Origin of the sequence: Pseudomonas sp. TWP3-2, from assembly GCF_049897765.1 — a bacterium.
GTDB lineage: Bacteria > Pseudomonadota > Gammaproteobacteria > Pseudomonadales > Pseudomonadaceae > Aquipseudomonas.
This window is the reverse complement of record NZ_JAFCWW010000018.1, coordinates 39,268-60,391: the sequence shown is the minus strand read 5'-3', so window position 1 is coordinate 60,391 and position 21,124 is coordinate 39,268. Positions and strand designations below refer to the sequence as shown.

General features: G+C 56.2%; 25 protein-coding genes and 1 tRNA gene. 16 read left to right on the top strand and 10 right to left on the bottom strand.

Going from position 1 to position 21,124, the window contains the following annotated elements:
• A complete protein-coding gene (locus tag ACP7EE_RS21840) occupies positions 1–972 on the top strand; it encodes an XdhC family protein (RefSeq protein WP_426236697.1) in 972 nt (323 codons plus the stop codon).
• A gap of 69 nt (positions 973–1,041) precedes the next feature.
• Here ACP7EE_RS21840 and ACP7EE_RS21835 read toward each other — a convergent pair whose 3' ends face one another.
• Complete coding sequence (locus ACP7EE_RS21835) at positions 1,042–2,325, bottom strand: NAD(P)/FAD-dependent oxidoreductase (RefSeq protein WP_426236695.1); 1,284 nt, start codon at positions 2,323–2,325, stop codon at positions 1,042–1,044.
• Between the two features lie 184 nt (positions 2,326–2,509).
• Between ACP7EE_RS21835 and ACP7EE_RS21830 the strand changes: the two genes are divergently transcribed.
• Positions 2,510–2,586 (top strand) — tRNA-Val (locus ACP7EE_RS21830).
• Positions 2,587–2,979: 393 nt separating this feature from the next.
• Here ACP7EE_RS21830 and ACP7EE_RS21825 read toward each other — a convergent pair.
• The gene (locus tag ACP7EE_RS21825) at positions 2,980–3,690 is read right to left on the bottom strand and encodes a tyrosine-type recombinase/integrase (RefSeq protein ID WP_426236693.1); all 711 of its coding nucleotides are present in this window, start codon (positions 3,688–3,690) and stop codon (positions 2,980–2,982) included.
• Positions 3,691–4,039: 349 nt separating this feature from the next.
• On the opposite strand from ACP7EE_RS21825, the gene ACP7EE_RS21820 reads away from it, so the two are divergent.
• Entirely contained in the window at positions 4,040–4,921 is an 882-nt protein-coding gene (locus tag ACP7EE_RS21820) for a hypothetical protein (protein WP_426236691.1), read from the top strand.
• 428 nt (positions 4,922–5,349) lie between these two features.
• Here ACP7EE_RS21820 and ACP7EE_RS21815 read toward each other — a convergent pair whose 3' ends face one another.
• Positions 5,350–5,691, bottom strand: coding sequence for a hypothetical protein (locus ACP7EE_RS21815; protein WP_426236689.1), 342 nt, complete (start codon positions 5,689–5,691; stop codon positions 5,350–5,352).
• Positions 5,692–6,060: 369 nt separating this feature from the next.
• Here ACP7EE_RS21815 and ACP7EE_RS21810 point away from each other — a divergent pair, with 369 nt between their 5' ends.
• Positions 6,061–6,516, top strand: coding sequence for a DUF2214 family protein (locus tag ACP7EE_RS21810; RefSeq protein ID WP_426236687.1), 456 nt, complete (start codon positions 6,061–6,063; stop codon positions 6,514–6,516).
• 211 nt (positions 6,517–6,727) lie between these two features.
• Here ACP7EE_RS21810 and csrA read toward each other — a convergent pair whose 3' ends face one another.
• Positions 6,728–6,922, bottom strand: a complete 195-nt coding sequence (csrA, locus tag ACP7EE_RS21805) for a carbon storage regulator CsrA (protein ID WP_003179932.1) — start codon at positions 6,920–6,922, stop codon at positions 6,728–6,730.
• Positions 6,923–7,172: 250 nt separating this feature from the next.
• Here csrA and ACP7EE_RS21800 point away from each other — a divergent pair, with 250 nt between their 5' ends.
• Positions 7,173–7,541 carry an SPOR domain-containing protein gene (locus ACP7EE_RS21800; protein ID WP_426236685.1) on the top strand — a complete coding sequence of 123 codons (369 nt, stop codon included), beginning with the start codon at positions 7,173–7,175 and terminating at the stop codon, positions 7,539–7,541.
• Between the two features lie 87 nt (positions 7,542–7,628).
• Positions 7,629–8,531 (top strand): siderophore-interacting protein, encoded by a 903-nt coding sequence (locus tag ACP7EE_RS21795; RefSeq protein WP_426236683.1) that lies wholly within the window; start codon positions 7,629–7,631, stop codon positions 8,529–8,531.
• Positions 8,532–8,575: 44 nt separating this feature from the next.
• Here ACP7EE_RS21795 and ACP7EE_RS21790 read toward each other — a convergent pair whose 3' ends face one another.
• From ACP7EE_RS21790 to ACP7EE_RS21780, 3 genes are all read right to left on the bottom strand, one after another.
• Positions 8,576–9,265, bottom strand: a complete 690-nt coding sequence (locus ACP7EE_RS21790) for an endonuclease (RefSeq protein WP_420648681.1) — start codon at positions 9,263–9,265, stop codon at positions 8,576–8,578.
• A gap of 4 nt (positions 9,266–9,269) precedes the next feature.
• On the bottom strand, positions 9,270–9,560 hold the full coding sequence (locus tag ACP7EE_RS21785) for a DUF1654 domain-containing protein (protein WP_420648680.1): 291 nt from the start codon (positions 9,558–9,560) through the stop codon (positions 9,270–9,272).
• 179 nt (positions 9,561–9,739) lie between these two features.
• Positions 9,740–10,828 (bottom strand): asparaginase, encoded by a 1,089-nt coding sequence (locus ACP7EE_RS21780; protein WP_426236680.1) that lies wholly within the window; start codon positions 10,826–10,828, stop codon positions 9,740–9,742.
• 345 nt (positions 10,829–11,173) lie between these two features.
• Here ACP7EE_RS21780 and ACP7EE_RS21775 point away from each other — a divergent pair, with 345 nt between their 5' ends.
• From ACP7EE_RS21775 to ACP7EE_RS21740, 8 genes are all read left to right on the top strand, one after another.
• Positions 11,174–11,614, top strand: a complete 441-nt coding sequence (locus ACP7EE_RS21775; RefSeq protein ID WP_426236678.1) for a hypothetical protein — start codon at positions 11,174–11,176, stop codon at positions 11,612–11,614.
• Between the two features lie 198 nt (positions 11,615–11,812).
• Complete coding sequence (locus ACP7EE_RS21770) at positions 11,813–12,769, top strand: sugar ABC transporter substrate-binding protein (protein ID WP_426236676.1); 957 nt, start codon at positions 11,813–11,815, stop codon at positions 12,767–12,769.
• 57 nt (positions 12,770–12,826) lie between these two features.
• Positions 12,827–14,380: a sugar ABC transporter ATP-binding protein gene (locus tag ACP7EE_RS21765; protein WP_426236674.1), complete on the top strand. Its 1,554-nt coding sequence runs from the start codon at positions 12,827–12,829 to the stop codon at positions 14,378–14,380.
• Positions 14,377–15,354 (top strand): ABC transporter permease, encoded by a 978-nt coding sequence (locus tag ACP7EE_RS21760; protein WP_420648675.1) that lies wholly within the window; start codon positions 14,377–14,379, stop codon positions 15,352–15,354. The genes ACP7EE_RS21765 and ACP7EE_RS21760 overlap by 4 nt, the downstream gene beginning before the upstream one ends.
• Positions 15,355–15,357: 3 nt before the next feature.
• The gene (locus ACP7EE_RS21755) at positions 15,358–16,377 is read left to right on the top strand and encodes a LacI family DNA-binding transcriptional regulator (RefSeq protein WP_426236672.1); all 1,020 of its coding nucleotides are present in this window, start codon (positions 15,358–15,360) and stop codon (positions 16,375–16,377) included.
• A gap of 24 nt (positions 16,378–16,401) precedes the next feature.
• Complete coding sequence (gene rbsK / locus ACP7EE_RS21750; RefSeq protein ID WP_426236670.1) at positions 16,402–17,319, top strand: ribokinase; 918 nt, start codon at positions 16,402–16,404, stop codon at positions 17,317–17,319.
• Positions 17,316–17,720, top strand: coding sequence for a D-ribose pyranase (gene rbsD, locus ACP7EE_RS21745; RefSeq protein WP_420648672.1), 405 nt, complete (start codon positions 17,316–17,318; stop codon positions 17,718–17,720). Before rbsK ends, rbsD begins: the two co-directional genes overlap by 4 nt.
• Positions 17,721–17,762: 42 nt before the next feature.
• Complete coding sequence (locus ACP7EE_RS21740; protein ID WP_426206328.1) at positions 17,763–18,791, top strand: nucleoside hydrolase; 1,029 nt, start codon at positions 17,763–17,765, stop codon at positions 18,789–18,791.
• Between the two features lie 49 nt (positions 18,792–18,840).
• Here the strand turns inward: ACP7EE_RS21740 and ACP7EE_RS21735 are convergent, their stop codons facing one another.
• Entirely contained in the window at positions 18,841–19,023 is a 183-nt protein-coding gene (locus ACP7EE_RS21735; protein WP_420648670.1) for a hypothetical protein, read from the bottom strand.
• Between the two features lie 132 nt (positions 19,024–19,155).
• Between ACP7EE_RS21735 and ACP7EE_RS21730 the strand changes: the two genes are divergently transcribed.
• Positions 19,156–19,461, top strand: coding sequence for a hypothetical protein (locus ACP7EE_RS21730; protein ID WP_426236668.1), 306 nt, complete (start codon positions 19,156–19,158; stop codon positions 19,459–19,461).
• 166 nt (positions 19,462–19,627) lie between these two features.
• Complete coding sequence (locus ACP7EE_RS21725) at positions 19,628–19,945, top strand: I78 family peptidase inhibitor (RefSeq protein WP_426206326.1); 318 nt, start codon at positions 19,628–19,630, stop codon at positions 19,943–19,945.
• A gap of 73 nt (positions 19,946–20,018) precedes the next feature.
• Here ACP7EE_RS21725 and ACP7EE_RS21720 read toward each other — a convergent pair whose 3' ends face one another.
• Entirely contained in the window at positions 20,019–20,231 is a 213-nt protein-coding gene (locus ACP7EE_RS21720) for a cold-shock protein (protein ID WP_007905882.1), read from the bottom strand.
• A 288-nt stretch (positions 20,232–20,519) separates the two neighbouring features.
• The gene (locus ACP7EE_RS21715; protein WP_426236667.1) at positions 20,520–20,822 is read right to left on the bottom strand and encodes a hypothetical protein; all 303 of its coding nucleotides are present in this window, start codon (positions 20,820–20,822) and stop codon (positions 20,520–20,522) included.
• Positions 20,823–21,124 lie beyond the last annotated feature (302 nt).

Below are 21,124 nucleotides of genomic sequence, written 5' to 3'. Positions count from 1 at the left end.
ATGCAGCATCTCGATCTGCAGGTCATCCGCCGGGCGCTGGAGTGGTCGCTGGCCGGGCAGCGCATCTGGCTGTGCACGGTGCTGGCGACTTACGGCTCGGCACCGCGCGCGCCGGGTTCGCTGCTGGCGGTCAATGCTGGCGGGCAGTGGATGGGGTCGCTGTCCGGTGGTTGCGTCGAGGAAGACTTTCTCGAGCGCGTTGCCGAAGGTGCGTTTCTCGATGCGGTCAACGTGGTGCGTTACGGTGAGGGCGATGATCCGCGTTCGCGGGTCAGCCTGCCGTGTGGCGGCATTCTTGATGTACTGGTTGAGAAATTCGACGCCGACTGCGACGTGCAGGTGCATCTGCGTGAGCTGGAGTCGGCGTTGCTCGGTCAGCGTCGGTTGATTCGTGAGGTCGATCTGGTCTCAGGCGCGCGCAGCGTATTTGCAGATCAGGAGCAGGGCGCGCGGATCGAGCGCGAGATTGATCGCGTGCGGATCCGCATCGGTGCGGCGCAACGGTTGTTGCTCGCGGGTTATTCCAGCGTGGCGCAGGCCTGTGCCGAGTTTGCGGTCGGTCTCGGCTTCGAGGTGATTCTCTGCGATCCGCGTGATGAAGTACTGGAGGGTGTAGTGCTGAATGGCGTGGAAATTCGTCGGCAATTGCCGTCGGTGTTCATTGCTGACGGCGGCTGCCATCGCGACACGGCGGTGGTGGCGTTGACCCATGATCCACGCATCGACGACCTGGCGATGATGGAAGCGGTGCGCACCGAAGCGTTTTACATCGGCGTGATGGGTTCGCTGAAGACATCGCAGAAACGCTTCGAGCGTTTGCGCCGGATAGGTGGGTTGGGTGAGGTTGAACTGGCGCGGATTCATGCGCCAATCGGGCTTAACCTTGGCAGCAAGACGCCAGCGGAGATTGCCTTGGCGGTACTCGCGGATATCTTGCGGATTCGTAGCGGGATTGCTCGCGATCGACTCTGACACAACCAATACTTGTGGCGAGGGAGCAAGCTCCCTCGCCACAAGTGTTTTTGCGGTCAGAAAATCTGATCAGAAACCGAGCTTGTCTCGCAGCCCGTAGTACCAGGCACCCATTGCCGCGAACGGCGTACGCAGCAATTGCCCGCCCGGGAACGGGTAGTGCGGCAGATCGGCAAACGCATCGAATCGTTCAGCCTGACCACGCAGCGCTTCGGCCAGCACCTTGCCGGCGAGATGCGTATAAGTCACGCCGTGGCCACTGCAACCCTGCGAATAATAGATGTTGTCGCCCAGGCGCCCGACCTGCGGCAAGCGCGACAGGGTCAGCAGGAAATTTCCGGTCCACGCGTAATCAATCTTCACGTCTTTAAGCTGCGGAAAGGCCTTGAGCATTTTCGGGCGGATGATCGCTTCGATGTTCGCCGGATCGCGCGCGCCGTACACCACGCCGCCGCCGAAGATCAAGCGCTTGTCGCCCGTCAGGCGGTAGTAGTCGAGCAGGTAGTTGCAGTCTTCGACGCAGTAGTCTTGCGGCAACAAAGTCTTCGCCAATTCATCACTCAACGGCTCGGTGGCAATCACCTGGGTGCCGCACGGCATGGACTTGGCCGCCAGTTCCGGCACCAGATTGCCCAGGTACGCGTTGCCGGCAACGATGATGAACTTGGCCCTCACCTTGCCTTGCGGCGTGTGCACCACCGGGTTGGCACCGCGCTCGATGCGCACGGCGGGGGATTGTTCATAGATAGTGCCACCGAGCGATTCCACCGCTGCAGCTTCGCCGAGCGCCAGATTCAGTGGGTGGATGTGCCCGCCGCTCATGTCGAGCATGCCGCCGACGTATTGATCGCACGCCACCACTTCACGGATGCGTCGTTGATCGAGCAACTCAAGCTGAGTGTGGCCGAAGCGCTCCCACAGGCGCTTCTGCGATTCCAGATGCCCCATCTGCCGCGCCGAGACGGCGGCGAATACGCCGCCATCCTTCAGATCGCACTGGATGTTGTACTTGGCAACACGCTCGCGAATGATCCGTCCGCCCTCGAACGCCATATGCCCGAGCAACTGCGCCTGCTTCGGGCCGACGCTGCGTTCGATCACGTCGATATCGCGGCTGTAACTGTTAACGATCTGCCCGCCATTGCGCCCGGAAGCGCCGAAGCCGACTTTGGCAGCCTCAAGCACAGTCACGCGAAAACCGTTCTCCAGCAGGAACAGGGCAGAGGACAGTCCCGTATACCCGGCGCCGATCACACAGACATCCGTCTCTACCTCATCCTGCAAGGCCGGACGTGGCGGTACGGCATTCGCCGACGCAGCGTAATAAGACTCTGGGTAAGGAGTGTTCGCCATCCTGCAGCCTCTGTTTAATATATTTTACGAGTGCACCGATCCTACCCGAGTTGAAAATCCTCCGCCAGCCTGGGCAAAAACCAGTGCCCATGGCGCGAAATTAAATATTTTGCATATTCATAGGGTTAGGTGAAAAAAAGGTGTTGACACCCCTCCGGAATTCCGTAGAATGCCGCCTCACAGCAGGCACGTAGCTCAGTTGGTTAGAGCACCACCTTGACATGGTGGGGGTCGTTGGTTCGAGTCCAATCGCGCCTACCAAACAAAATCCGCTCTGCTGGGCGGTCTAGAAGGGCTCACCGAAAGGTGGGCCCTTTTTTGTTGTCTGGCGTTTGGGCAAACTTTGAGAGTATTTTGGGAAAGCCTTTCCGCAGTGTCGATAAGGATTTTCGAATGCAGCATTCTCCTGCGCCAAAAATTGAACTCGATAAGTCAGCATCATTCATCGCTGAGATGGAATCAGCAAAAGGTCTTGATGAGTTCGAGGAAGCTTGGAAGTCCTTTCTATCTAGGCTGGAGCGTTGCTTTAACAAAGCCCAAGCACACTACAAGAAAAGCCCAAAATGGGATTCGTGGTGGGGTAAATACAAGCGGCTGAGAAGTGACGATGAGCTACTGTCGTATCTGATCAATGCTCGAGGTGCGGAAGAGCACTCAGTTGACCAAATAGTCGAGAAGCACCCCGGTAGCATTGGAATAAATCCCGCCGAAGGAAAATTGCTCTTCATCAAAGACATGAGGATTGATGAATTTGGCCGTCTTTCGATCGATTCTCCCCAGGATATTTCGATAACCTTCACTCCAGAAAAAATGGCGCTTCTCCCAATCAAAAATAGAGGGCGCGACTATCCTGTCCCGAAATTCCATTTGGGGCTCGCAATTGACCCTCATGACGTTTGTTGTATCGCAAAGCTGGTTCAAAATTTTTACGCGGAGTTTCTTGCAGCAGCCGACAAGTACTTTGTGAAGTAGTAAAGCTTTCAGCTCGGCGCTCACCTTCATGTAAACCACGGCGTCATCGCCATGGCCTCCTCGGTAGTGTTCAGTCATTTTAATGTCCGCGTGACCCAGCAGCTCTTGGATGTATTCCTGCGGGAAACCTTGCTGTTCGTACTGCCACGCACCAAGTGCGCGGATTTCGTGCAAGGTTGGTCGCACGCCGGGCGGCACTTCTTTGTAGGCCTCAGAATCATCCCGAGCCTGGGCGAATGACTTCGTCAGGTAGTCGGGTGTCACCGCGCTCCAGTAGGGCGTGGAGTCGAGTTGCGATCGCTTGCGGGCCTTCGGCGAATAGTGGGTCAGGTAAGGGCACGCAACCGGCGATCGCATGCACTCGGCAACGAACTCGCGCAACGCTGGCGCCATGGCAATCTCCAAGTGCGCCGGCTTCCCATAGTTCTGCGTCTTCCCGTGCGACACCTTGATGGTGTTCTGCTCGAGGTCAAAAGGCCGACTTCGGCCACATCACGATATTCTTCTGCCGATGAAGGCAGAGCAACCTAGGTCGGATGGCGCGGTTCAGATGGCCGCGTAATTCAAAATCACGTTCAAGCCCTCGACGGTATGGTGCTGAAGCTTTTTCTCCGCCTCTTTTTTGACCAGTGTCACCTCGGTCGAGTTGCTTTCGCACTGGTCTCCACGCTTACATGGAGTAAATGCCGGCCGTGTGCCATCATGCGATCTGAGCGCAATTCACCCGGTAAAGGATCAAATGATGGCAAAAAAAAATAGTGATGAACTAGTTGCCGAAGCAGACGTTAAGAAAAAATGCTTTATTGTTACTCCGATTGGTGCCGATAACACTTCTACTCGGAGAGCTGCGGATGGGCTCATTAACGCTGTTATGAGACCTGTGCTGACCAGCTTGGGTTTTGAAGTCTATGTAGCTCACGAAATTGCGGCGCCGGGTTCAATTACAAAGCAAGTAATTGAGCACGTTGTTTATGACGATTTGGTAGTGGCTAATTTATCTGAGCTAAACCCGAATGTTATGTATGAGCTAGCAGTGCGACATTGCGTAGGATTGCCAATAATCGTTTTGGCTGAGAATGGTACTAGATTGCCATTTGATATCTCTGATGAAAGAACATTGTTTTTTGAGAATGATATGGCTGGAGTGGTTGATTTAGGTCCTAGATTAGCCACCGCCGTTGAAGCGGCAATGTCACTGGAAGAGGCGGACAACCCAGTTCTGCGGGTCACAAGCAGTAAAGCCTTGCGCGAATCCGTAGAAATTGACGATGCGCAGAGTTTTCTTATTAAAAAGCTAGATTATATAGAGTCTTTTATTGGGGAGGTTAAGTCGGGAGCGATGTCCACCAATTTTGCGAAGGTTGCTAGCGAACCCGGTAATACGTGGTTGTACCAACTTGATCTAGATGGTGAGGCAATTAATTGCGAAAAGGCCAAAGTTGAAATTGGGTTAATGCCAGGTGTCATTCAAACATTAAATGTAAAAGCTTTCATCGATGATACTAAGGTTAGAGTTCGAGTAAGAACTACCATTGAACTGAATTTCTCGCTGTTAGGGGATATTTGCAATAAGCTCGGAGTAGGTGTTGTTGTAGGAACCCTGAGGACGGGCTCGGATCGTTGATTTTTAAAAGTTGAAGTCGCGATTCTACGCGTCATCGAAGGAGAAATTATATGCTCTACCCTAGATCTATATCGGTCTAGCTGACTCGATCGACATGCGCCGGGCTCAGCCATGCGCACTTTGGTCATTTCGATTGCGGGTGAATTCTCAATCAGCACACCGCTCGGCGCCAGCAAACTGCTCAGGGTTTGTCGCCCATAATGAATGGTCATTGCCGTATTGCCGCTTCGCTTCGATGCAGAACCCTGTCACGCGCTGCATAAATCGAGGCGGCCGCGAGCCGTTTTCAATCAGCGCCTTCCTGGTGACTGGAAATGCCATACCTTTGTTAACCGGAATAAGGTGACAGATTTATTTTAATAGGGCACCGCATCTTGATGCGGTCAACTTTGCGATTTGCAAATGGTCACTTCCCCTACGGGCGCCGCTCATTCTGTCTCGGGGCATTCAAAGTTCCACGAATAGATTTTCATGTCTTCGAGCTCTTCGCCCACCGTCCCGACTCCCAGGCACACACTGTTTTTTTTGTAATTAAAGCTGCAGTATCGAACGCCCTCTGTGCATGATTCGATTTCAATGAAGCCTTCTCGCATGAAAACGTTCTCGACCCCGTACTCTCCGGAATAAGTTGAGTTCGCTTTCCAGCCGTTTTCGATCAATGCCTGCCGGGCGACTGAAAATGACATGCCTCTCTTTATCGGAACGTCTGTCGCGTTGGCAAATGCGCTTGCACTGCATAAAAAGCTGATCAGAAGGGTGTGCAGTTTCATTTTTGGCGCGCCTGGCCTTGCTTGTGTTGGAGGGGGCCGGAATTATCCCCTAGAAGTGCCGCTCGTCGGCATCATCCACTGAAATAGTGTGGATATTTAACAGCTTACGGTTTTTATTAACCAGCCAGTTATCAAAAATACGTTGTTACACAACCAACATTTCAGTAATATCCGCCCCGCGTTCACCACCACGGTTTATGCATTTTTAAATCCCAAGCTTCCATCAGCTGCTTGGGATTTTTTTTGCCTGCGATTTGCCTCTCTCCGATTTTCGCTCCAGACCGACACTCAACGGCCGCGAGCGAATCCCTGCTTTTTCGACTACTACTCTCAGGCTGATTTCTAAGTCCGTCCGACGGGAGTCTATCGATGCTTTCTCATTGGTTTCTTGCAGCTATTCATCTGCTGGCATTTGCCTTGGGCTTCTGGGCCGTGCTGACCCGTGGCACTGCTTTCAGTCGCCTGGCGGCTGGGGCGGGGGAGGCTCGGCGTGTGTTGATCGCCGACAATCTGTGGGGGCTTTCTGCTTTGGTGTTGCTGGTGACTGGCGGCATGCGCGCCTTCGGCGGTTTTGAGAAGGGCACTGACTATTATCTACACCAGCCGCTATTTCATTTGAAGATGACTTTGTTCGTGTTGATTCTGCTGCTGGAGCTTGCGCCGATGATCACGTTGATCAAGTGGCGTATCGCACAGTCGCGCAGTGCACCGCTGGACATGCGGCGTTTGAAGCTGTTTGCGCGAATCAGTCATGTCGAAGCGCTGCTGATGGTGCTGATGGTGATTGCTGCTACGGGCATGGCGCGAGGCGTCACATTTGGGTAGGTGAGCGCGATTCCGAGCGATGTATCAGAAACGTCCGACAGCCAGTCATGGGAATGGCAGGTAACATCGGCTGCGAAAAGGGGAGTAGGGCGGGAGAGATGACAACGCAGGCGCCGTGACCTGTGGGGCGGGAAGCAGATGGCAATACGGCGCTCGAATCTTTAGCCAGTCATCACGCGAAGGCAAACGAACTGGCTACTGACTGCAGGTTTCAGGGGGTTTGTGGCTTGTCCGGAGCGGTCAGGCCAGCCTGAATGCGCTGGTAGATTTCTTCACGGTGCACGGCAACGTTTTTCGGGGCGTTGATGCCGATCCGAACTTGCTGGCCGCTGACGCCGAGAATGGTGATGGTGATGTCATCACCAATATTTATGCTTTCACCGACTTTGCGGGTGAGTATCAGCATGGTCTTCTCCTTGATTGCTTTGTAGGGCACCTGATTCAGACAGTGCAGAGGTCGGTGGTACGTATAGATTAGTGCGAAGTCTCACAATTTGGGTGCCTCATTCTGACGCGCAGATGCGGCATTAATTCCCAGCGCGTAACTATACAGGGGGAGCAATCATCAATCTCGTTGTTTTGTGCCCATTTTGCGGGGGCTTTGGCAGTATTTGCGATGTTAAGATCGCTGCTTTGAGAATTTCGAGGAAAACGTTGTGCGCAAACTGGTCTGGGTAATCGCGGCACTGGCATTGGCGGGATGTGGTGAAGGTAAAAGCGTGGACGCGCAGAAGCCGAAATCCGCAGCGGTAACGGCGCCTGCTGTCGCCGCAGGTCCGCAGTGGGATCTGGAAGTGCGTGGCGAAACTCCCCAGGCTGTCAGCGATCTCAGCGGTTGGCTGATCGAACATGGCTTTGTCACCAGTGTCATTCGCGATGCCAATGGCAAAACCCGGATTCTGGTCGGTCCGTTCAATTCGCAGGCGGATGCTGAAGCGCGTCAGGTGCAATTGAGCGCGGCGCTGATCAAGGCGAAAAAACAGAATATTGAATCGCTGATCCTTGAGCGTCCGGCCGCACAATAAACGGACCATTCAGCGGAGCTGACTAAAGCGGATTCCAAGCGGCTCGTTTTCATGGGAGTCACTGATGAATTCCTCAAGGAGCTCCGCATGGCCTCCGCCAATCCGTACAAGCTGTTTGACGTGATTTTGCGTCAGAAAACCCAGCTGACGCCGCATTTGATGCGGATCACGCTCGCCAGTCCGGCAGTCACCGAGATGGCGACTTGGGCGCCCGATCAACGAGTGAAGTTGTTTTTCCCCGCCACCGATGGTTCGCCTGCCAAACTTTCTCAGGGTGAGGGCTGGTATGCGCGTTTCCGCGCGATGCTGGCTGACCGCCGCCCCGCGATGCGCACTTACACCATCCGCCACTTGCGCGCCGCACAGGGTGAAGTGGATATCGATTTCGTTCTGCACGGTGAAACCGGCCCGGCGTCTCGTTGGGCGTTGCGCGCGCAACCTGGCGAGTCGATGCAAATCCTCGCGCCGGACAGGGATTTTTCTGCGCAGGACGCGGGTGGTTTCGAGTGGAAGCCGCCACAAGTTCTCAAGCAGCTTTTACTGGTGGCCGATGCAACTGCGCTGCCTGCTGCGATGGGTATTCTCGATGAACTCGCGGTGCTCGCTGAGCCGCCGCAGACCCAGGCGTTTTTTGAAGTCGAAAGCCACCAGGACATGCTCGCAGTTCCCGACTGGCCCGGGCTTTCGGTGCAGTGGCTGATTCGCGAGCAAGCGCTGGCTGGCTCGTTGATGGTGGAGGCGGTGCGGCAGGCAGCATTACCTGCCGGCGCATCATCTGTCCGTCAGGCAGTCGACTTGGCCGACGTCGATATCGATGAAGAAATTCTCTGGGAAACTGCCGGGGCGGCCACTGAGGGATTTTATGGCTGGATCGCCGGCGAGTCCGCTGCGGTCATGAATCTGCGCAAGTACCTGATCAAGGAGCGCGGGATCCCGCGCGAATCGCTCAATCTGATGGGCTACTGGCGTTACAACAAGGCTGGCAGCTAGACACAATAAAGGCCTCGTTTGAGGCCTTTGTTTTATGCGCTCGATCAGCCGCAGGATTTCATGTTCACCGGGCCGACGAACTCGTTGCCGCGTCCCATCACGCACGCCACGCTTTGATTACGCTGACGCTCCCAGTCTTGCACCGGATAGGTCTTGTTCCACGCTTCGTACAATTGCCGATCCTGTTTCGACAAGCGCAAACCGTATTGTTTGCTCATGTAGAAATAAGTGCGGGCGATCATGCCGCGAATCGAAGGGCGGGGCATGACCTTCTTCGCCTTGAAGTCGACCTGGGTCAGGCAGGAACCATACTGGCCCTGCTGCACCGGCAGCCAACCGAAACTGAAATTGCTGCGATCGCCGTTGACCTCGCCAATGCTCGGTACCAGGTTATGCAAGTCGGCTTCGGCTTTCTGATAAGTCGGATCGTAGCGCGTGCAGTTTTTGCGCCCACCTTCCTGCCAGCATTGACGCTGATGGCCGATTTGCCAGGCTGGAACGATGTGCTCCCATTCAATCCGTGAGGCGCGCTTGGCGTTCTTGCGCGGCACATAACCGCAAGCGGCCAGATCGACTCTGTTGCCGGTGTACTTGCACCCGCAATAAAACTCGGTGGACTGCGGCGCGTACAGCTTCCAGGCGACCTTCTTGGCTTCAGAGAATGTCCGGGGTGCGCCAGCGTTGGCGCCCATGGAAACGAACAGCAACAGCACAGCAATAAAACGCAAACTCATTAAATCAATCTTCCTTCGGCACAACCCAGAAAATCTGCACGCCGCCATCGTCGCGATAAGCGAGGGTGACGTTGTCGTTCTCGTCGATTTCTTCCAGCAACTGCTCCCATTCATCCACGGGTTCATCCGGCAGACGAAAGATCAACGCAGCCTTGGCTTTTTGTGCGGTGGGGGAATTGATGATTTTTTGCACGCGAATGCCCATGCGCGCATAGGTGTCAGGAGCATCAGAGGAGGTGGCCACGAGGTTATCCTTATTAAGCTGTACGTGCATACAGTATTTAACTGTAGGCATTTTCGCAACTGCTTAAAATTCAAGAAAATCCTCTGACAGCGGTTTTCCGCTTTTGATGTAACTCGAGTCCGATTTTTTTGCAGGATAGAGGTGAAGCGCTTGTAGGATTTTGCACCACTCGCCGGCGTGGCCAGTGGCGCAAAAAAAGCCCGATCAGGAGGCGATCGGGCGAGGATCAATCAATATTCCCAGAACATCCGCTGCAGTTCTTTGCTGTCGTTGGTCTTGGTCAGTGCGACCATCGCCAGGATGCGCGCTTTCTGTGGGTTCAGGTCGTGAGCCACAACCCAGTCGTACTTGTCGTCAGGCTGTTCAGCGTTACGCAGGACGAAACCACCGGCATTGACGTGGGACGAGCGAATGATCTGCACGCCGTCTTTACGCAGGGCTTGCAACGCCGGAACTACGCGCGAAGACACCGAACCGTTGCCGGTACCCGCGTGGATGATCGCTTTGGCGCCGGATTGCGCGAAGGCTTTGTAGGCGGTATCGCCCACGTTGCCGTAGGAATAGGCGATTTCTACATCAGGCAGACTCTTGATGTCTTTGATGTCGAATTCCGAATCCATGGTGTGGCGCTTGGCTGGCAGGCGGAACCAGTAGGACTTGCCTTCAACGACCATGCCCAGTGGGCCCCAGGCGCTTTTGAAGGCTTCGGTTTTGATGTTGATCATCTTGCTGACGTCGCGACCGGACTGGATTTCATCGTTCATGGTCACCAGCACGCCTTTGCCGCGCGCATCTTTGCTGCTGGCAACGGCTACTGCGTTGTACAGGTTGAGCATGCCGTCTGCCGACATCGCGGTGCCTGGGCGCATCGAGCCGACAACGATGATTGGCTTGTCGGTTTTCTCTACCAAGTTGAGGAAGTAAGCGGTTTCTTCCAGGGTGTCGGTGCCGTGGGTGATGACGATGCCATCGACGTCTTTGCTGTCGGCCAGTTCGGCTACGCGGCGACCCAGTTGCAGCAGGTTTTCATTGGTGATGCTTTCCGAGGCGATCTGCATGACTTGTTCGCCACGCACGTTCGCCAGTTTGTTCAATTCCGGAATGCCGGCGATCAATTGTTCAATGCCAACCTTGGCCGCCTGATAGGTGGCGCTGTTAGCTGCGCTGGCGCCAGCGCCGGCAATGGTGCCGCCGGTGGCCAGTACTACCACGTTGGCCAGTTTGGTCTGGGCTTCAACTTCTTTTGCTTGAAGAGCGGTGGGCAGGAGCAGCAGGAGGGCCAAAGCGCCCGGAATGAAGGTTTTGAAAGCAGATTTCATTATTTTTCTCTCTAGTAGTGAGACGGTGCTGATGCAGGTTCATCTAGATGCGCCCCTTCGCGATCTGAGGGGCGCAAGTAAGGGAGCAGGATCTGTACCATCCGTACTGTGCTTGAGGGAAATGTTTAACCTGATGATTTGCATCAATATTTTGTCGTTGGGTAAAACGTGGCAAGCATTAAGAGTCCGGTATTCCGAACAACAACGCCTTTCACGTTCGGCTCTCCGAAAAGGCCTGCATGATCAGTCGGACATACACGGTTGCCGATTGCGGATTCTCTGCTAAAGAAACCACCCGAATGGCCGATGTGCTCCCTAAGGAATCTATTTTTTTCAGGAGTTCATATGTCGTTGACCGTCGGTTTTCCTCATCCCAACACCATCACCATCGGTGGCAAGACGCCGGCTGCAATTGATGCCTTGAATGAGGCCGCTGCCAAGGAGTCGGACCAGTTGCTGGGCAAGGAAGAGGTCAAGACCAATCAAGTCAGAACCGGCGGCCCTGCGCAGGAAGAACCTCAGGTCGAGAGCGGTGGCAATCAAAGTATCACCGTGAAAATGCTGCTCAAGCGCATGCAGGAACTGCAAAAGCAACTGCAAGAACAGCAGCAGCAACTGGCCGCCGCGCAAGCTGCGAGTTATCCGACCCCTGAAGCCAAAGCTACCCAGGTGATGGCTATTCAGGGCCAGATCGCCGCCACCAGCGGTGCACTCGCCCAAGTAGCGGCGAGCCTGGTGAAGGAGCTGACCAAGAGCGCGGGCGGCGTGATCAACACTACGGCGTAAGATGCGCGGCGATTCTGGTGAATCGCTTAACCAAAAAAGCCGATTTTCTAACGTTGACAAATCTCGGCAGGATTCGCATAGTTCGGTCTACGCAAACGTTTGCGCGGCCTCCACGATGGGCTACAGTCATCGGGGACGCAGCGAAGCTTACGCCAGCGCAAGCGTTGCTCACAATAATCATAAGATCGGAGTGAACCCATGAAGCTGCCATTCGCTGGACGTCTTCTCGCTGTCGCCATGCTGGCTGCCGCATCCGCTGCACTGCCTGTCTCCTCGGCCTTCGCCGAAACCCCGGAAAAACCTAAAGTCGCGCTGGTCATGAAGTCTCTGGCCAACGAGTTCTTCCTGACCATGGAAGACGGCGCCAAGGCCTACCAGAAAGAACACGCCGCCGATTTCGACCTGATCTCCAATGGCATCAAGGACGAAACCGACACCGCCGGCCAGACCCGCATCGTCGAGCAAATGATTCTGGCCAAGGTCAATGCGCTGGTGATCGCGCCTGCTGACTCCAAAGCCATGGTGCCGGTGATCAAAAAAGCCATCGATGCCGGTATCACCGTGATCAACATCGATAACCAGCTCGACCCGGCCGTGGTCAAAAGCAAAAACCTCACTGTGCCTTTCGTAGGCCCGGACAACCGCAAAGGCGCGCGTCTGGTGGGTGAGTACCTGGCCAAGCAACTGAAGGCTGGTGACCAAGTCGGCATCATTGAAGGTGTATCGACCACCACCAATGCCCAGGCGCGTACCGCTGGCTTCAAGGACGCGATGGAAGCGGCGCAGATCAAAGTGGTCTCGCTGCAATCCGGTGATTGGGAAATCGACAAGGGCAACAAGGTTGCCGCTTCGATCCTCAGCGAATACCCGGACGTCAAAGCCCTGCTCGCCGGCAACGACAGCATGGCCGTCGGCGCCGTGTCCGCTGTGCGTGCAGCCGGCAAGGCTGGCAAAGTGCAAGTGGTCGGTTACGACAACATCAATGCCATCAAGCCAATGCTCAAAGACGGCCGCGTGTTGGCGACTGCCGACCAGTTCGCTGCCAAGCAAGCGGTGTTCGGCATCGAGACTGCACTGAAAATCGTCAAGGGTGAGAAGGTCGACACCGGCACCAATGGCGTAGTCGAAACGCCAGTCGAACTGGTCACCAAGTAAGCCTTCTGGCGACACAAATGGCGCTCGTCCGTCCGGGCGAGCCCATGGAGATTTCTTATGTCAGTTTCCGCTCCGAACGCTGTCCTCACGGTCAGCGGTATCGGTAAGACTTATGCGCAGCCGGTGCTCTCGGACATCGACCTGACGCTGATGCGCGGTGAAGTGCTGGCACTGACCGGCGAGAATGGCGCCGGTAAAAGCACTCTGTCGAAGATCATTGGCGGGCTGGTCACACCGACCACCGGCCAGATGCAGTTTCAGGGCAAAGACTATCGCCCCGGCAGTCGGACTCAGGCTGAAGAGCTTGGCGTACGCATGGTCATGCAAGAACTCAATCTGCTGCCGACGCTGTCGGTCGCAGAAAATCTGTTTCTCGACAATTTGCCGAGTAACGGTGGCTGGATCAGCCGCAAGCAATTGCGCAAGGCTGCAATCGAGGCAATGGCGCAAGTCGGTCTCGATGCGATTGATCCGGATACCCTTGTTGGCGAACTGGGCATCGGTCACCAGCAAATGGTCGAAATCGCCCGCAACCTGATCGGCGATTGCCACGTGCTGATCCTCGACGAACCGACCGCGATGCTCACGGCTCGCGAAGTCGAAATGCTCTTCGAGCAGATCACCCGCTTGCAGGCGCGCGGCGTTTCGATCATCTATATCTCGCACCGCCTCGAAGAACTGGCGCGCGTGGCGCAACGGATCGCCGTGCTGCGTGACGGCAATCTGGTCTGCGTCGAGCCGATGGCCAATTACAACAGCGAGCAACTGGTCACGTTGATGGTCGGTCGTGAACTGGGCGAACACATTGATATGGGGCCGCGCAACATCGGCGCGCCTGCATTGACGGTCAAAGGCCTGACCCGTTCCGACAAGGTGCGCGACGTTTCCTTTGAGGTGCGTGCCGGCGAGATCTACGGTATTTCCGGATTGATCGGGGCAGGGCGCACTGAGCTGCTGCGCTTGATTTTCGGCGCGGATATCGCCGACAGCGGCACCGTGGCGCTTGGTTCGCCAGCGCAGGTGGTGAGCATTCGCTCGCCGGTCGATGCGGTGCGCAATGGCATTGCCTTGATTACCGAAGACCGCAAGGGCGAAGGTTTGCTGCTCAGCCAGTCGATCAGCGCCAACATCGCGCTGGGCAACATGCCGGAGATTTCCAGCGGCGGTTTCGTAAACAATGCTGACGAAATATCTTTGGCGCAACGGCAGATCGCTGCCATGCGTATCCGCAGCTCCAGCCCGACACAACTGGTGTCCGAGCTGTCCGGCGGCAACCAGCAAAAAGTCGTGATCGGCCGTTGGCTCGAGCGTGATTGCTCGGTGCTGCTGTTCGATGAGCCGACCCGCGGTATCGACGTCGGTGCCAAGTTCGACATTTATGCCTTGCTCGGTGAATTGACCCGTCAGGGCAAAGCGCTGGTGGTGGTGTCCAGTGATCTGCGTGAATTGATGTTGATCTGCGACCGCATCGGCGTGCTGTCCGCCGGGCGCCTGATCGACACCTTCGAGCGCGACACCTGGACCCAGGATGACTTGCTTGCCGCCGCGTTCGCCGGCTACCAAAAACGTGATGCGCTGCTCAACGAAGCCGCGCCTAGGGATCTCCCATGAAAACTGCATCTTCCGCCAGCAAACGTAGTGGCAATTTTTACGGGCTGGGCACTTATCTTGGTCTGGCCGGAGCCTTGCTGGCGATGATCGCGCTGTTCTCGGTCATGAGCAGTCACTTTCTGTCGTACGACACGTTCAGCACGCTGGCCAACCAGATTCCCGATCTGATGGTGTTGGCGGTGGGCATGACGTTCGTGCTGATCATCGGCGGCATCGACCTGTCGGTGGGTTCAGTGCTGGCGCTCGCCGCATCGACAGTCAGCGTAGCGATTCTCGGCTGGGGCTGGAGCGTTTTGCCGGCTGCATTGCTCGGCATGGCCGTGGCTGCATTAGCCGGCACAGTCACCGGTTCGATCACCGTGGCGTGGCGTATTCCGTCGTTCATCGTCTCGCTCGGCGTGCTGGAAATGGCCCGTGGCCTGGCGTATCAGATGACCGGCTCGCGCACTGCTTATATAGGTGACTCCTTCGCCTGGCTGTCGAACCCGATTGCCTTCGGCATTTCGCCGTCGTTCATCATTGCCTTGCTGGTGATCTTCATCGCCCAGGCAGTGCTTACCCGCACGGTGTTCGGTCGTTATCTGATCGGCATTGGCACCAACGAGGAAGCCGTGCGTCTGGCGGGGATCAATCCAAAGCCCTACAAAATTCTGGTTTTCAGCCTGATGGGGTTGCTCGCGGGTGTCGCTGCACTGTTCCAGATTTCGCGTCTGGAAGCGGCGGATCCAAACGCCGGTTCCGGCCTTGAGCTGCAAGTGATCGCTGCGGTGGTAATCGGTGGCACCAGTCTGATGGGCGGGCGCGGTTCGGTCATCAGCACCTTCTTTGGTGTGCTAATCATTTCCGTACTGGCGGCTGGTCTGGCGCAGATTGGTGCGACCGAGCCGACCAAGCGCATCATCACCGGTGCAGTGATCGTCGTGGCCGTGGTGCTCGATACTTATCGCAGTCAACGCGCAAGCCGACGGGGCTGAACCATGGCAACAATCAAGGATGTGGCGGCGCTCGCGGGGATTTCCTACACGACCGTGTCCCACGTGGTGAACAAGACCCGGCCGGTCAGCCAGGAAGTGCGGCTCAAAGTCGAGGCGGCCATCAAGACCCTCGATTATGTGCCCAGCGCCGTGGCGCGCTCGTTGAAGGCCAAGACCACCGCGACAATCGGTCTGCTGGTGCCTAACAGCCTCAACCCGTACTTCGCCGAGCTGGCGCGGGGCATTGAGGATTACTGTGAGCGCAACGGTTACTGCGTGATCCTGTGCAACTCCGACGACAACCCGGACAAGCAGCGCAGCTACCTGCGCGTGCTGCTGGAGAAACGCATCGATGGCTTGATTGTCGCCTCCGCTGGCGGTGATCGTGGCCTGGCTGAAGGGCTGGCTGCAGTGAAAACGCCGATGGTCATTGTCGACCGCAGCCTGGACGGTGTGGATGCGGACCTGGTGCGGATCGACCACGAATACGGTGCGTACCTGGCCACTCGGCATTTGCTGGAGTTGGGGCATCGCGACATCGCCACCATCGGCGGTCCGGCAGATACCCGCGTGGCGCAAATGCGTCTCGCGGGTTTCCGTCGGGCGATGCAGGAGGCTGGTGTCGAAGTTGTGCCTGAGCGTGTGCTGGAAAGCGATTTCACCAGCACCGGCGGTTACAACGCAGCGGCATTATTGTTGGCGAACAACCCGCCCAGCGCGATCTTCGCCGGTAATGACATGATCGGTATCGGTGTGCTGCGCGCGGCTGCCGAACGCAATGTGCGGGTGCCGAGCGCACTGTCGGTGATCGGCTTCGACGACATCCAGATGAGCCGTTATGTGTATCCGGCACTGACCACGGTCGGCCAGTCGATCCTGCAACTGGGTGAGATGGCTGCCGAAGTGCTGCTGCGAAGGATCGCCACCCCGAGTCTGGCGACTGATCAGAAGATCGTGACCCCGAGTATTGTCCTGCGAGAATCGACCGCGCCGCTGTCCGGCGTGTTCACCGAGTACCGCTGAAACCGAATTGACGAGTAGTGATGAATGCCAGCAAAAGTAGTGGTAATAGGCAGCCTCAACATGGATCTGGTGACTCGTGCGCCACGCTTGCCTAGAGGTGGTGAAACGCTGATCGGCCATTCGTTCGCAACCGTGTCCGGCGGCAAGGGCGCCAATCAGGCAGTCGCCGCTGCGCGCTTGGGTGCAAAAGTGGCGATGGTTGGCTGCGTCGGTAACGATCCCTATGGCGTGCAATTGCGTGAGGCGTTGCTGGCTGACCACATTGATTGTCAGGCTGTCAGCGTGGTCGAGGATTCCAGCGGCGTGGCATTGATTGTGGTCGATGACAACAGTCAGAACGCGATCGTGATCGTCGCCGGTGCCAATGGTGCTTTGACGCCTGCGGTGGTGGATCGATTCGACGCGGTATTGCAGGCAGCGGATGTGATCATCTGTCAGTTGGAAATTCCCGATGCCACGGTTGGCCATGCGCTCAAGCGCGGTCGTGAGCTGGGCAAAATCGTCATCCTCAATCCAGCGCCGGCCAGCCGTCCGTTGCCAGCGGATTGGTATGCATCGATCGATTACCTGATTCCCAACGAAAGCGAAGCGGCTGCACTCAGTGGTTTGCCAGTGGACTCGCTGCAAACGGCAGAAGTCGCTGCCAGCCATCTGATCTCGATGGGCGCCGGCAAAGTGATCATCACTTTGGGGGCTGAGGGTTCGCTGTTCGCGAACGGCACAAGCTTTGAACATTTCCCTGCGCCCAAAGTGAAAGCGCTTGATACCACGGCGGCGGGGGATACCTTTGTCGGTGGTTTCGCCGCTGCGCTGGCGTCCGGCAAAACCGAGGCCGAGGCCATTCGTTACGGGCAAGTGGCGGCCGCGCTGTCGGTGACCCGTGCTGGCGCGCAACCTTCGATTCCCACTTCATCCGAAGTTCAGGCATTTAAACCCGTATGAAAAAGACTCCTTTGCTCAACGTCGCGCTCTCGCGGCTGATTGCCTCCCTTGGTCATGGCGACAAAGTGGTCATCGGCGATGCCGGCCTGCCGGTGCCGCCGGGTGTCGAGCTGATTGATCTGGCTCTGACCCATGGCGTACCGGATTTCGTCAGCACCCTGAAAGTCGTGCTCAGCGAAATGCAGGTCGAGAGTCATGTATTGGCCAACGAAATCTTCGACAAGAATCCGGGCGCGCTCACCACGCTGAACGAGCTGAATGATGCAGGTGCTCTGGGGCGACGCGATTTGCTCAGTCATGAGCAATTCAAGGTTCTCAGCCGACAGGCACGAGCGATTGTTCGTACAGGAGAATGTCAGCCGTACTGCAACATCGTGTTGGTCGCCGGGGTAACATTTTAACCGGGCGTCACGCCCAAATTTAATAAGCACAAGGAATGCGCCATGCACCGCTATGCTCAGAAACTGCACCAACTGATCCGGAGTCTGCTGCTTTTGTCCCTGATTACCGCGACCGGCGCCCAAGCGGCGGAAAAAATCGATCTGATCATCGACACTGACCCAGGTGCCGACGACGTGGTCGCTCTGCTGTTCGCTCTGGCTTCGCCGGAAGAACTGAACATTCGTGCGCTGACCACCGTGGCCGGCAACGTGCGTCTCGACAAGACTTCACGCAATGCGCGACTGGCTCGTGAGTGGGCAGGGCGCGAGGAAGTGCCGGTGTACGCCGGTGCACCCAAGCCGCTGATGCGCACGCCGATCTACGCCGAGAACATCCATGGCAAGGAAGGCCTGTCGGGTGTCACCGTGCATGAGCCGAAAAAAGGCCTGGCCGAAGGCAATGCGGTCAACTACTTGATCGACACGCTGAAAAACGCCAAGCCGCACAGCATCACCATCGCCATGCTCGGTCCGCAGACCAATTTGGCGCTAGCGCTGATCCAGGAGCCGGAGATCGTTAACGGCATCAAGGAAGTGGTCGTCATGGGCGGCGCTCACTTCAACGGTGGCAACATTACGCCGGTGGCCGAATTCAACCTGTTCGCGGATCCGCAAGCGGCTGAAGTGGTGCTTAAAAGTGGTGTGAAGATGACTTACCTGCCGCTGGACGTTACGCACAAGATTCTGACCAGTGACGCACGCCTCAAGCAAATCGCTGCGCTGAACAACAATGCGGGCAAGATCGTTGGCGATATCCTCAATGAGTACGTCAAAGGCGATATGGAGCACTACGGCATCCCGGGTGGCCCGGTACACGACGCGACTGTCGTGGCTTATCTGCTCAAGCCTGAGCTGTTCACCGGTCGTTCGGTGAATGTGGTGGTCGACAGCCGTGAAGGCCCGACCTTCGGCCAAACCGTCGTTGACTGGTACGACGGCCTTAAAGCGCCGAAAAACGCCTTCTGGGTGGAAAATGGCGACGCACAAGGCTTCTTCGATCTGTTGACCGAGCGTCTGAAGCGCCTTAAGTAATCAGGTCGACAACCCGCAGGTGCCAGCTTGCGGGTTTTTTCTGGCCGATCTAGTCGGTCGGATATCTCTCGAAGATCTGCGCGATGAACTGCTGGGCCGCTACGGTCCCCAGTTCTTTCACCAGTAGATCGATGCCTATAAGCGCCAATTCTTCTGTGCTCCCCGGGCTATAAGAGCTGTGTCCGTCTGCCCATTTGGCTTTGATGTCGGCGTCGATGCTTACGGTGGTCATGATCGTGCTCGAAAAGTCGGAAGGTCTGGGTTTCGAGTTAACCATTTTGTCAGGCGTTTGGCACTGCGACTTAGGCATGAGCGCAGGGCTATGCGACACTTGGTCATTGACGAATAGACCCAGGATTGAGTTGTGCAGATCGATTTGAATTCTCCCGATGGCCTGACGCTTGAGTCGGTGCGCCAGTTACTGGCATCGGCCAGCGATGATGAACACACCCAGCTGCGGGTGACCAAGGGTGGTATCGCGTATCTGTCGTCTGGGGTGACTGGCGGCCAGGATATCGACGAATTGCTGTTTCGCCTCGAAACGTGGGCCAAGGGTTCGGGCTATGTGGGAAATGTCGCGGCCAGCGACGAGGTCTGGGTCATGCAGATCTACAATGCGCTCAAGGACAATTGGCCGAATCCGCCATTCGACTACATCGACGTCTATTGAGTCGCGTTAATATTCAGTGACGATTGTGTGGTTAAGCATCTGTCGCTGGTCAGGCACACTCGCCATTTTTCCGATCGTGGGGCAGGGTGATGGCTCTCGCCGCGAAGCCAAACGCCGAAGTGGCGGTCGCACGATCTCAGTTCATCTATTGAAAGAAGGAGGCTTCATGCCTTGGAAGCTCGCGTCACTGGGTACTTTTATGGCCGTTGCCCTGCTGGCCGGTTGCAGTACTAGCTCGAGTGAGTCGGCAAAGGATCCAGTGGCGACCGAATCCGGTCACAGCCGCTGCGAAGCACAGGCTGCGCAATTCGCTGTTGGCAAAAAGGCTTCGCCCGAATTGCTGGAGCAGGCACGTACCAAAGCCGGCGCGCAAAATGCCCGTTTTCTCAAGCCTGATGACATGGTTACCCTGGAATATCGGTCCGATCGCCTGAATCTAAACACCGATAATGCATTGATGGTCACGCGCATCAATTGCGGCTGATCGCTGGCAGGCTTTTTTAGCAGGCATAAAAAACCCCGTCACATGGACGGGGTTTTTTTAGTGCGGCTGAAAATTACTCAGCGCGTACTTGTGCAGCTTGCATACCCTTTTGGCCTTTCTCAGCCACGAAGGAAACGGTCTGGCCTTCTTTCAGGCTTTTGAAACCGTCGCTTTCGATAGCTTTGAAGTGTACGAACAGGTCGTCACCGCCACCTTGAGGAGTGATGAAGCCGAAGCCTTTTTCATCGTTGAACCACTTAACGGTGCCGGTTTGGCGATTAGACATGGTGTATCTCCAAGAAACATATATTTTTCAGTACTGTGCTGCTCAGGCCAACTGGGCACACGGGGATATCATAGTCGAAATGTTCGCTTTGGTAGCCCCCCGGACGTGCTGTTTGCCAATCAGTCGTGTTTTCTTCATTGCCTGTTTCGGCTGAAAGCCCCGGTTTTAAAGGCTTCCAGCGAAACGTAAAGACTATAAAAAAACCTGTAAAACCTGCATAAATCGAGTGAAAAAGCTCAAATCAGGTGCTTTTTCTCGCGTTTCGGCAGGTTCAAAATGAATTTTTTGTCACTTTTTCGCCGGGGTATTGGCCTTGCATTTGGCAATCTGGCCCAACGCTTTCTGTTGCAATTCAGGCGTGGCCTTGTTGTCCATCAAAGCCTGAATGTCACTGGCCGGATAGGATTTGATGGCGTCAGCGCCACATGCGCAGTGAGATTTCGCCGCAGCAGCGCCGATTTGCGCAGTGGCCGCCTGCGTGCATTGGGCCATGTATTTGTCACGCTCGCCCTTTGGCCAGTCGGCGTGGGCGCTCAATGGCAGCAGGAGGGCGAAAGGGGCGACTACTGCAAACAGGGTATTCAGACGCATGCGAGGATGCTCCTTGTGGGTCAATGTCTTGTTATCTGAGGGCTGAAGGGCCGATCAAGTTCAGCACTGTGGCATAAAACAGATGATTTGCCTTCCAGCAGAAGTCGAGCACATCGGCGACCGTTCATCTGTGCTAGCATGCCCGACTCGGGCGTTTGCAGGCTCCGGATGACCTTCAGTCCCGGTAGCGGCAACGTACGAAAACCCCGATTTGAATCCCAGTCACTCTGGTTCGATTTTCCGGTTGGCCGCAAGGCTCCTGCCGCTGTAAGGCAGGCGTTCGTCATTGAATGGCCTGGATC

Excerpts from the sequence above, each read along its gene's own strand:
- ACP7EE_RS21840 (WP_426236697.1), top strand. The coding sequence starts at position 1 with ATGCAGCATCTCGATCTGCAGGTCATCCGCCGGGCGCTGGAGTGGTCG.
- ACP7EE_RS21835 (WP_426236695.1), bottom strand. The coding sequence starts at position 2,325 with ATGGCGAACACTCCTTACCCAGAGTCTTATTACGCTGCGTCGGCGAAT.
- ACP7EE_RS21825 (WP_426236693.1), bottom strand. The coding sequence starts at position 3,690 with ATGGCGCCAGCGTTGCGCGAGTTCGTTGCCGAGTGCATGCGATCGCCG.
- ACP7EE_RS21820 (WP_426236691.1), top strand. The coding sequence starts at position 4,040 with ATGGCAAAAAAAAATAGTGATGAACTAGTTGCCGAAGCAGACGTTAAG.
- ACP7EE_RS21815 (WP_426236689.1), bottom strand. The coding sequence starts at position 5,691 with ATGAAACTGCACACCCTTCTGATCAGCTTTTTATGCAGTGCAAGCGCA.
- ACP7EE_RS21810 (WP_426236687.1), top strand. The coding sequence starts at position 6,061 with ATGCTTTCTCATTGGTTTCTTGCAGCTATTCATCTGCTGGCATTTGCC.
- csrA (WP_003179932.1), bottom strand. The coding sequence starts at position 6,922 with ATGCTGATACTCACCCGCAAAGTCGGTGAAAGCATAAATATTGGTGAT.
- ACP7EE_RS21795 (WP_426236683.1), top strand. The coding sequence starts at position 7,629 with ATGGCCTCCGCCAATCCGTACAAGCTGTTTGACGTGATTTTGCGTCAG.
- ACP7EE_RS21790 (WP_420648681.1), bottom strand. The coding sequence starts at position 9,265 with ATGAGTTTGCGTTTTATTGCTGTGCTGTTGCTGTTCGTTTCCATGGGC.
- ACP7EE_RS21785 (WP_420648680.1), bottom strand. The coding sequence starts at position 9,560 with ATGCCTACAGTTAAATACTGTATGCACGTACAGCTTAATAAGGATAAC.
- ACP7EE_RS21780 (WP_426236680.1), bottom strand. The coding sequence starts at position 10,828 with ATGAAATCTGCTTTCAAAACCTTCATTCCGGGCGCTTTGGCCCTCCTG.
- ACP7EE_RS21775 (WP_426236678.1), top strand. The coding sequence starts at position 11,174 with ATGTCGTTGACCGTCGGTTTTCCTCATCCCAACACCATCACCATCGGT.
- ACP7EE_RS21770 (WP_426236676.1), top strand. The coding sequence starts at position 11,813 with ATGAAGCTGCCATTCGCTGGACGTCTTCTCGCTGTCGCCATGCTGGCT.
- ACP7EE_RS21765 (WP_426236674.1), top strand. The coding sequence starts at position 12,827 with ATGTCAGTTTCCGCTCCGAACGCTGTCCTCACGGTCAGCGGTATCGGT.
- ACP7EE_RS21760 (WP_420648675.1), top strand. The coding sequence starts at position 14,377 with ATGAAAACTGCATCTTCCGCCAGCAAACGTAGTGGCAATTTTTACGGG.
- ACP7EE_RS21755 (WP_426236672.1), top strand. The coding sequence starts at position 15,358 with ATGGCAACAATCAAGGATGTGGCGGCGCTCGCGGGGATTTCCTACACG.
- rbsK (WP_426236670.1), top strand. The coding sequence starts at position 16,402 with ATGCCAGCAAAAGTAGTGGTAATAGGCAGCCTCAACATGGATCTGGTG.
- rbsD (WP_420648672.1), top strand. The coding sequence starts at position 17,316 with ATGAAAAAGACTCCTTTGCTCAACGTCGCGCTCTCGCGGCTGATTGCC.
- ACP7EE_RS21740 (WP_426206328.1), top strand. The coding sequence starts at position 17,763 with ATGCACCGCTATGCTCAGAAACTGCACCAACTGATCCGGAGTCTGCTG.
- ACP7EE_RS21735 (WP_420648670.1), bottom strand. The coding sequence starts at position 19,023 with ATGACCACCGTAAGCATCGACGCCGACATCAAAGCCAAATGGGCAGAC.
- ACP7EE_RS21725 (WP_426206326.1), top strand. The coding sequence starts at position 19,628 with ATGCCTTGGAAGCTCGCGTCACTGGGTACTTTTATGGCCGTTGCCCTG.
- ACP7EE_RS21720 (WP_007905882.1), bottom strand. The coding sequence starts at position 20,231 with ATGTCTAATCGCCAAACCGGCACCGTTAAGTGGTTCAACGATGAAAAA.
- ACP7EE_RS21715 (WP_426236667.1), bottom strand. The coding sequence starts at position 20,822 with ATGCGTCTGAATACCCTGTTTGCAGTAGTCGCCCCTTTCGCCCTCCTG.